We start from the raw sequence: 8,275 nt of genomic DNA, 5'->3' as shown, positions 1-8,275 counted from the left end.
GTCCTTGTCGTTGAGGACGAGGAGTGCGGGGCGTCGTCGCGGTGGCTGGTCGGGGTGCGCATGGCGTCTTCGACGGCGGCAAGGAACTGGGCGGCCTGGTCGTTGATGACGAGCTGGGCGGGCTGCTGCGGGTTGGGCAGGTTGGTGTTCACGGAGGTTCCTTCGTGCGGCGGCGGTGGTGGGATGGAGACGCAGGAAGCCCCCGGGTGCGACCCCGGGGGCTTCCCTAGTCGTCCGGTTGTTCAGTCGTCTTCGCTGACGGAGCCCGACGACTCGGCGAAGTAGATGGCCGCGAAGCGTACGGCTGAGTGTTCGCTGAGTCCGGCCCTCTTCAGGCTGTTGATCAGCTCACTCATGTGGAACATCGCCTCGTCCATCGGCGTCATCTTCAGGTCCGGGGACTCTTCCGACATCAGGATCCTCATCGCACTCGATTGACACTGCCGCGTAGGTTCCATCATCCCCCTTGACGAGCCTGTTCTGCAGGCCAAGTTTGGCGCAGAGGTCACGGAAGGTGCGGTCGGACTTGTCGTAGCCGGCCCTGACCATCAGTGGGTACACCTCGGACGGTTTGACCGGACGGCCCTGCGCCGCGACCAGTTCAATGGCGAGGTCGTCGTTGGACTTCGGGCGCTGCGAGGCCTTCGCGAGTTCGATCGCGGCTTCTTGCTGCGCGGCCCTCTCGAGCTCGTCCTCGTCGATCAGGGCTTCGCTCAGGCGCGGGATGTCGGCGCTCTTCCCGGACAGGGGCGCGGTGATCGGGTCGCCGTCGCTGTCGGTCGCGCGGCCGAGCAGCAGGTCGTACGGCGCGGGCGTTTCCCAGGAGCTGTACAGCTCCCAGACGGACTCGTGCATGCGGTCGGCGGTGAGGTTGCCGTAGGCGTCGCCGCGGAGGTTCGGGATGATGCGGGCCCAGCGCTGCGACCAGGCGAGGCCCATCGCCTTCGCCGTGATCGGGTCCATGTCCGGCCTGATGTCGGAGAGCTGCCGTGCCGCGTCCATGAAGAGGGACTGCATGCGGGTGTAGTCGTCGCTGCCCTCGGCGAATGCTTCGGCCATGGTGGCGTACACCTTCGCCGGGGTCGGCTGGAAGGGGCCCTTCGTCGTCGACATGTACGCCACGGTGCCGGGGTCGGTGAAGATCGCCATGTCGGGGGCGCCGCTGTCCGGGAACAGCATCTGGAGCTCACTGCTGTTGTTGGTGCGGAGTCCGATGCGGCCCGGGGTGAGCTCGTCGGCCGTGGCCGTGATGTACTCGCGGGTCGCCCTGAGTCCGGTCTCGGACACCCGCACGTTGACCGAGCGTCCTTCCTCCATGATGAAGTCGAGTCCGTCGAGGACGTCGTCGGGCATGGACTTGGTCTCGTCGACGCGGATGTGGATCGCGGGGATGTCCGGGCGTGCGGGGAGGTTGTCGACGTCCTCGTCCTCGAGGAGGTCGGCGTACTCGGTTTTGCGGGCGGCGATCGCGGCCTTGGCTGCCTGGATGACGAGGCGACATTCGTCCTCGGTGGTGGCGGGCCAGTCGATGAGGGGGCGGCCGATGCCGTACCGCAGGTAGGGGTTCACGAAGACAGCCGACATCTTGGCTGAGGTGTCGAGGTCGATGACGATCGCGTCGACGCAGCGGACGAGGCCGAGGCCGATCGTCTTCATCAGTCCGGTCTTCCCGGAGCCCTGGGCGCCGACCGCGATGAACCCTTCGTCCTTCAGGTTCAGGCCGGCTTCGTCCCCGTTGCCGACGACACCGAACCCGACGGGCTTGTTGATCGTGGTCGGTGTCAGCTTCGGGTAGGGGATCGCGCCGGACATCATGTTCTTCCGGGTCAGCGCGATGAAGACGACGTTCCGGGGGACGGTCGGGCCGCCGGCGTTGAAGGACACGCCGCCGCCCTTGGGGAGGTGCAGGGCGCCGGCAAGGGCGGCTTCGTAGCCGCGGAGGGCGTCGATGTTCAGGTGCGCCGGAAGTGTGATCTTCACGGTTTCACCGGCGCCGCTCGGCCACCTGTCGACGACCGGGTCGGCGACGGCGCCTTCGATTCCGCACACGTCGTCGAGGAGGCGCGCCCACGCGTCCTGGGCGCCCTTGATCTCCTGTCCCTGCTCCAGGCGGCGGTCGAGCTCCTTCTCGGCCGCCTTCGTCTCCTCTCCCCACCGGTCCATGCCGATGTTGACGGCCGCTCCGGTTGCCCAGATCGCCCCGCCGAACGCCATCTTCAGGAGGCTGGGGCCTTCAGCGAGGGTGTACGACAGCCATCCGGTCATGGACAGCCACGATGCGGCGCGGGCGACGGTGACGCGCCGCCATGAGCCGCGGGCCTGCTCGTACGTGACTGCGGCGGCGGTGCAGATGACGCCGGCACCCGCACCAGCCACCCATGGGATGTCGGCGAGCGGGGCCACGAGCGCGGAGGCGACAGCGAGTTCGCCGCCCCACGCCACGAGCCGCCCGGGGGTGACGGCATCCCTTGAGAAGTCCCATCGCTTCGGCTTGTCGGTGAGTGTCACCGGCAGTTCTGCACTGGACATGGCCTGTCTCCCTTCCTGGTTAACCGGACGCCCCGCGGCGGCCGACGACGTCCCATTTCCGTTCGGCGTAGGCGCCCTTGCCCCCGCGCCCCTTCGCGTTCAGGGTGAGCTCGCGGTGATGGACCTTCTTCGCGGCCTTGATTGCTTTCCTCAGCTCGTCGGAGACGCGGAGGACCTGACCGGCGGTGCGCAGGACGGTTTCGTCGACGACACCCTCGGTCGGCCAGGTCTTCTGCATGCGTCGGTAGAGCTTGGTGATCGAGTCGGCTACGGCGTTCACTCCGGCGGCCGAGCCCGCGACTTCGGACAGCACGGTGACCATGTGGCCGCGGTTGAAGCCCTTCATCAGGCTGATCAGCTTCTTTGTGCTGCCGTCCGAGGCCGGTACGAGCTTTCCTCCCCCGCCGTTCGGTCCGGCCGCCCCGCCGCCGGGGAGGGACAGACGTGCGGAGTTCGCCGTGGCGATCGCGGCGCGCAGTTTCGCGGCGTCGAGGGTGCCCGGGGCGTTGCGGATGTTCCAGCGTTCCTCACCGATACGCGGGTCCATGACTCGGATGATGTCCTCGCGGTGCGCCTGCACGAAAACGACCATGATGTTCTGCGCCATGGCGCCGGCTGTGCGGGCGGCCACGGCGGCGTTGTTCAGGTGCTTGATGACTGACGGGTGCAGGGGCGCGGTGCGGGAGAGGGCCCGGCCGGCTTCCAGGACGGCGACGGACAGGTTCTTGCACATGTTCGGGATGCCGGTGAGCTCGACGATGTGGTCGGCCATGTCGGCGTCGTCATCGCTGTGCAGGCCGTGGGCGAGTTGGTCGGCCATGGCGCGGAGGATCGCGAAGGCGGTGGAGCTGCGGAAGTCGATCTGCCGCGCGACGGCGACTCCGGCCGTTCGGGTGCCGGCCGGTGCGGCCTGGATCGCGGGGTAGTTCACGGGGGTGCTCCTCGGTTTCTCGGCTGCTGCGGTGAGGGCGAGCAGTTGGTTCTCGTTGTGCAGCTCGAGGTCGATGCGCTGGTTCTCCTGCCGGATCACCTCGTGCTTCACCTCGCGCGGGTCGCCGGCGTTTCCGTCTCGGGCCGCCTTCTGCGCCGCCTTGCTTCCTGCCGTGATGGCCTCGCGGCGTCGTTCCTTCTCGCGCTTGGCTTTCACGAGCGCGATCCGGTCCTCGTCGATCACCTCGGCGTCGATGACGTCGTCGGGGTCGACGCCCGGCTTCGGCGGCAGGTCGTCGTCGACGAGTTCGGCGTCGATGTACTCGTCCGGGTCGTAGTCGGGCTTCGGCGGCACGTCGCCGCCAGCACCGTCCTTCGGCCCCTTCGGGTCTTTCGGGTCGAGGCCGTCGCGCGCCGTGGTGTGTGCCGAGTCGTCGCCCTGGGCCTTGTTCTTCTTGTCCTTCTTCGGCTTCTCGGGCTTGTCGCCTCGGCTGCGCCACGGACGCTCGCTGTCCGGCTGCTTGCCCCGGTCCTTCAGCAGACCGCCTTTCGACCCGCCCTTGTGACCGTCCTTCAGCCCCTTCGCGCCGCTGTCCTTGGCGGGCTTGTCGTGCTTTCCCTTCGGGCTGGTGCCGTCGTGCTTGCCGTTCTTCGGCGTCTTGTTCTTGTCTCCCTTGCCCGGCTTCAGCTTGTCGGCGAGGTCCTTCCCGAGCTTGCTGAGCTTGTCGGCGACCGGGTCCTTCACCTTCGGCTTGCGGTGGTGGTCCGTTCCGTCAGACCTGTGTCCGTTCGGCGAACGATCACGGCCGCTGCCGTTGCTGGGGCTGTGGTTCCCGCGGCCCGTGCCGCCGTTGCCGCGGCCGTTGCTCCCGTGTCCGTTCCCGTACGGGCTCCGGCTCGGGTCGGTGGCGTTGGGGCTGTTCCGGTTGGTGTTCTCGTCGTGCTCGCGTCGTCGGCTGCGCCACATCACAGCGGCGGCGAGGGCCGGTCCGGCGATGCCGCCGACGATGGCGCCGACCGGGCCGGCGATGAGGAATCCGGCGCCGATGGCGGCCGTTTCGCCGCTCACGCTGTGTGAGATCGCGGCGTATCCGTTTCGCAGAGAATTATCCGTGTTGCCCCGAGATTTGCGCGGGGCGGGGCGGGGCGGGGAAGTATTGCGGGGCTGCTGAACGACCACCAGGGGGCCCTGGTGGCTGTTGTCGCTTCCGCCCCGCCCCGCCCCGCCGCCGGAACCATCACTCAGCGTAGCTGCGGCGGGCGTCGTCGAACCAAGGTCAAACGAAGAGATCGTGTCGGTACTCACCTCCTGTACTCCCCTTCATCAAGAGCCTGCTGGCTGGTCTGGACAGGCTCTCCGGTGTATCCGGTGGCCTCGTACGGGTACTGGTGGCGCAGGTCCTCGATGTGCTGGAGGGCCGCGGACAGCTCCTCGCGAATCCGCTCCATGTCGAGCACGTGGGCGGGGCTCTCGGTGGGACTGTCGGCCGGGTCGAGGGCGGGCCGGGTGTCGGGGCTGGTGAACTGCGATGCGGTGAGGGTCGCGGTCATGGCGGGGGTTCCTTCAGGTTCGGGTCAGGCGGTCTGCGGCTTCGGGTTCTGGGCTTCCGCGTAGAGGGCCTGGGCGGTCTTGAGCCGGTCGTAGGCGGTGGTCTGCTTCAGGTCGAAGTCGTTCATGACGTCTTCGAGGGAGACGGACTTCGGGTCACCGGCTTCGACGATTCGTGCAAGGACTGCTTCGACTTCGGACTGCCGCTTGCCGCGCTGGGGGGCGATGCTCCGGGGGGCTGAACCCGAAGTGGTGGCGGTTCCGTTTCCCGAAGTGGAAGTCGAACCTGAAGTGGTTTCGCTTCGGGTTGCTGCTTCGGCCGTGAGGCGCTGGGCTTCGGCGCGGGCCTTCTCCTCGCGGGCCTTCCGGGATGCTGCGGCCCGTGTTTCGGCTTCCCTGCGCTGCTGCTCCGTGGTGAGCCGGTTGGCTTCGGCCTGTTGCTGGAGGCGCTTCAGGTCTGCTTCGCTTCGGGCGAGTTCTTCGCTGCGGGCGATGGCGGCGAGCTTCGCTTCGGTTTCGGCTACGAGGACCCTGGCCGCTTCGGCTTCGGCTCGCTGCTTCGCTTCGACTTCGAGTCGCGCTTCGGCTTCGGCTGCTTCGGCGTGGGCGATTTCGGTTCGTCGCTTCGCTTCGGCTTCGGTGTTTCGGAGTTCGGTCTGGTGCTTCGCTTCGGCTTCGGCTTCGGCTTTCGCGTTGGCTTCGGCGGTTCGCTTCGCTTCGGCTTCGGCCAGCTTCTCTGCTTCGCGCTTGGGGAGGTCGATGGCGTCCTGGATGCTCATGCCGTCCTTGGCGAGGGACAGGACGAGCATCTGCGCGGCGCTGGCCTTGCGGCGCCAGGCCCGGCGCCCGTGTTCCTTGCGGAGCTGGGCGATGTAGATGCGGCGCTCACGCTCGAGCTTGAGGACGTTGTCCCAGGCTCGGATGCCCCACAGGCGCTGGCGGCGCCAGAGGATGAACGTGCTGGCGGGGTTGAGGAACCAGCGGGAGATGTTCGGGCCTTCGAGGTGCTTGTCGGCGGTGATGTCCGCGATGCGGCCGGTGGCGTGGCGGGCGGCCTCGACGGAGATGACGAACAGGACGGGGATGACGGCGTGCATGCTGACGCCGAGCGGGTCGGGCCAGGCTGCGGCTGCGTTGAAGCTGATGGTGGCGGCGGTGAGAAGCCAGGCTCCCTGGCGGAGCAGCGGGTAGGGCATGCGAAGCCAGGTGAGGAGGAGGTCGAGGGCCAGGAAGATGCCGATGCCGATGTCGACGCCGAGGGTGAAGAACTTGGCGAAGGAGCCGAAGCCTTTGTCGACGGCGAGGGCGGTGACGGCGTGGTAGGAGCCGGCGAAGCCGATTCCGGCGATGGCGACGGCGCCGGTGGCGACGAGTCCGATGAGGATTTTCTGGGTTCGGGTGAGGGTGATGGGGGTCCCCGGCGCGGTGGGCGCGAGGGGCTGCTCTCCCGGTGTGGGGAGGCTGTGCGGCTCGGGGCCGGCCGGGGTGGTGGTCACGGGGATCGGCGTCCTTCCTGGTCGTGGTGCGGGGTGGGCGTTCAGGCAGCGGGCTTGAGGGTGGTGAGGGCTTCGGCGTAGTCGCTCTTGCCGGCCCTGGCGGCGCCCCCGGTGAGGTAGTGGTCGTTGTGGCGGAGGATGTCGTAGGACTCGTGGTCGGTGGTGGTCCAGGTGGTGGGGTCGCCGTGCTGCTGGCGGAATTCGGTGGCGGTCATCGGGCTGGTCCTTCCTGGTTGGCGGGGTGGTGTGGGGAGGGCCCCGGGCCGGATTCGATCCGGCGCCCTCACGGCGTGGATGCCGGGGCGGTGGTGCTGGTCAGGCGGGGGTGATGTCGCGGGCGCTGACGATGTCGTCCCGTGTGATGTAGGGGGTGTCCATGGCGATTCGGACGTCACCACCGCTGAGGAGCTCGAGAAGGGTGACCCGCTGGCCGGTGGCCTTCAGGCGGTACTGGTCGGACTGTGCGGTGGGAGTGGGCGCGGCCTTGCGGTTGCTCTTGCCGAACATTCGGGTTCCTTCCGGGTGAGGGGCGCCAGGGCGGTGGGTCCGGGGCTATGTGCGGTGGGGTCAGCCGCGGCCGCCGATCGGCTTGCCGGACGCGAGGTAGTCCTTGGCGCGCTGCAGCTCGTCGGGGTTGAGGGTCTGCTTGATCAGGGACCTGGTGTCGGCCGGTTTGGGGGCGACGATGGCGGCGGCGACGGCGAGGGCGGCGCATTCCCTGTCGGTCTTGCGGAACAGCATGGGTTTCTCCTTCGGCCGTGGTGGTGAGGGGTCCGGTTGTCTGTCGGCTCGGCGACCCGGGCCCCATGAGGGCTGGGGACGATAGGGCGGTCTGGGTCAGATCTCGGTGTCCCGCAGCTGGGCGCGTGCGCGACGGAGGAGGACGGGCATGTCGGGGTCGTCGTCGGGGATCGTCAGCGTCTCGGCCAGGAGCGTGGCGGCGGCGGTCAGTGCCTGGCCGTTGGCCTGGTTGGTGTGCTCGAAGCTGTCGGAGAACTCGCGGCCGGCGTCGGAGAGTGCTTCTACGAGTTCGGCGGGGGTGAGGGCGGTGACGTCCTGGTCGAGGAGGTAGTTGAGGGTCTCCGCGTTCTCGGCGATGACGTTTTTGAGGGTGAGTGCCTGCGTGGTCATGGCGGGTCCTTTCGGGTCAGTTGCCGGTGATGGCGGCGGAGGCTTCGGATGCGTGCTGGTGGAGGTCGGGGTCGGTGAGGTCGTAGACGGCGGCTTCGCCGTGCTGCTGGGCGGTCTTCTGCTGGTCGAGGGGCAGGGTGCGGAGCGCGGGGTTGGTGTCTGCGGTGGAGAGCCGGCCGACCAGGTAGGCGAGGGCGGTGAGGACGTCGGCACCGTCGGATCCGGCGAGGGCGGCCAGGAGCGTCTGGGACTTGTCCAAATCGTGGCGGTCGAGGGCGAGGAGGCGGATCCCGGAGCGGATCTGGTCGATGCCGGGGTGGATGCCGGTGAGGCCGTCGAGGACTCCGGCGAGGTCGTCGTCGAGGGGCGGGACGGCGTTGCCCGCGGTGTGGACGGGGCCGAGGTTCGTGCTGGCCATCACAGTTCCCCGTCCCATTCGCCGGTGACGAGCTGCTCGTACGCGGCGACGGATGCTTCGGCGTCGGGGCTGGCGAAGACGTCGTCGAGGAGGGACTCGGGGTCGATTTCGTTGAAGAGGTCGGTGACGTCGGCGTAGAGCTGGGAGTGGGTGTGGGCGACTGCGGCCGCGGACCACTGGCTGGGCTCGTTGTCCGGCAGGGCCCGGGCCGGGGTCTGGGGG

10 protein-coding genes are annotated in these 8,275 nt (G+C 68.5%); all 10 read right to left on the bottom strand.

Features of this window, described 5'->3' with window-relative positions:
• Positions 1-348: 348 nt before the first annotated feature.
• Positions 349-2,529: a hypothetical protein gene (locus EAO76_RS40935; protein ID WP_148841318.1), complete on the bottom strand. Its 2,181-nt coding sequence runs from the start codon at positions 2,527-2,529 to the stop codon at positions 349-351.
• Between the two features lie 19 nt (positions 2,530-2,548).
• Positions 2,549-4,765: a hypothetical protein gene (locus EAO76_RS40930; protein WP_148841317.1), complete on the bottom strand. Its 2,217-nt coding sequence runs from the start codon at positions 4,763-4,765 to the stop codon at positions 2,549-2,551.
• Positions 4,762-5,010 (bottom strand): hypothetical protein, encoded by a 249-nt coding sequence (locus tag EAO76_RS40925; RefSeq protein ID WP_148841316.1) that lies wholly within the window; start codon positions 5,008-5,010, stop codon positions 4,762-4,764. Before EAO76_RS40925 ends, EAO76_RS40930 begins: the two co-directional genes overlap by 4 nt.
• 24 nt (positions 5,011-5,034) lie before the next feature.
• Positions 5,035-6,417: a DUF2637 domain-containing protein gene (locus tag EAO76_RS40920; protein ID WP_262376176.1), complete on the bottom strand. Its 1,383-nt coding sequence runs from the start codon at positions 6,415-6,417 to the stop codon at positions 5,035-5,037.
• Positions 6,418-6,545: 128 nt separating this feature from the next.
• On the bottom strand, positions 6,546-6,719 hold the full coding sequence (locus tag EAO76_RS45060) for a hypothetical protein (RefSeq protein WP_187439004.1): 174 nt from the start codon (positions 6,717-6,719) through the stop codon (positions 6,546-6,548).
• Between the two features lie 100 nt (positions 6,720-6,819).
• The gene (locus EAO76_RS40915; RefSeq protein ID WP_148841314.1) at positions 6,820-7,011 is read right to left on the bottom strand and encodes a hypothetical protein; all 192 of its coding nucleotides are present in this window, start codon (positions 7,009-7,011) and stop codon (positions 6,820-6,822) included.
• Between the two features lie 60 nt (positions 7,012-7,071).
• The gene (locus EAO76_RS45055) at positions 7,072-7,245 is read right to left on the bottom strand and encodes a hypothetical protein (RefSeq protein ID WP_187439003.1); all 174 of its coding nucleotides are present in this window, start codon (positions 7,243-7,245) and stop codon (positions 7,072-7,074) included.
• 96 nt (positions 7,246-7,341) lie between these two features.
• On the bottom strand, positions 7,342-7,635 hold the full coding sequence (locus tag EAO76_RS40910; RefSeq protein WP_148841313.1) for a hypothetical protein: 294 nt from the start codon (positions 7,633-7,635) through the stop codon (positions 7,342-7,344).
• A 16-nt stretch (positions 7,636-7,651) separates the two neighbouring features.
• Positions 7,652-8,053 carry a hypothetical protein gene (locus tag EAO76_RS40905; protein ID WP_148841312.1) on the bottom strand — a complete coding sequence of 134 codons (402 nt, stop codon included), beginning with the start codon at positions 8,051-8,053 and terminating at the stop codon, positions 7,652-7,654.
• Positions 8,053-8,275: hypothetical protein (locus EAO76_RS45050; RefSeq protein ID WP_187439002.1), on the bottom strand; the 223-nt coding region annotated here is incomplete at its 5' end. The genes EAO76_RS45050 and EAO76_RS40905, both read right to left, overlap by 1 nt.

The organism is Streptomyces sp. sk2.1, assembly GCF_008120935.1.
Taxonomy (GTDB): domain Bacteria; phylum Actinomycetota; class Actinomycetes; order Streptomycetales; family Streptomycetaceae; genus Streptomyces.
This window is presented reverse-complemented; position numbering and strand designations above follow the sequence as displayed.

What these genes read in the sequence shown, in the direction of transcription:
- EAO76_RS40915 (WP_148841314.1), bottom strand. Translation starts at nt 7,011, where the DNA reads ATGTTCGGCAAGAGCAACCGCAAGGCCGCGCCCACTCCCACCGCACAG.
- EAO76_RS40935 (WP_148841318.1), bottom strand. Translation starts at nt 2,529, where the DNA reads ATGTCCAGTGCAGAACTGCCGGTGACACTCACCGACAAGCCGAAGCGA.
- EAO76_RS40905 (WP_148841312.1), bottom strand. Translation starts at nt 8,053, where the DNA reads ATGGCCAGCACGAACCTCGGCCCCGTCCACACCGCGGGCAACGCCGTC.
- EAO76_RS40925 (WP_148841316.1), bottom strand. Translation starts at nt 5,010, where the DNA reads ATGACCGCGACCCTCACCGCATCGCAGTTCACCAGCCCCGACACCCGG.
- EAO76_RS45055 (WP_187439003.1), bottom strand. Translation starts at nt 7,245, where the DNA reads ATGCTGTTCCGCAAGACCGACAGGGAATGCGCCGCCCTCGCCGTCGCC.
- EAO76_RS45060 (WP_187439004.1), bottom strand. Translation starts at nt 6,719, where the DNA reads ATGACCGCCACCGAATTCCGCCAGCAGCACGGCGACCCCACCACCTGG.
- EAO76_RS40910 (WP_148841313.1), bottom strand. Translation starts at nt 7,635, where the DNA reads ATGACCACGCAGGCACTCACCCTCAAAAACGTCATCGCCGAGAACGCG.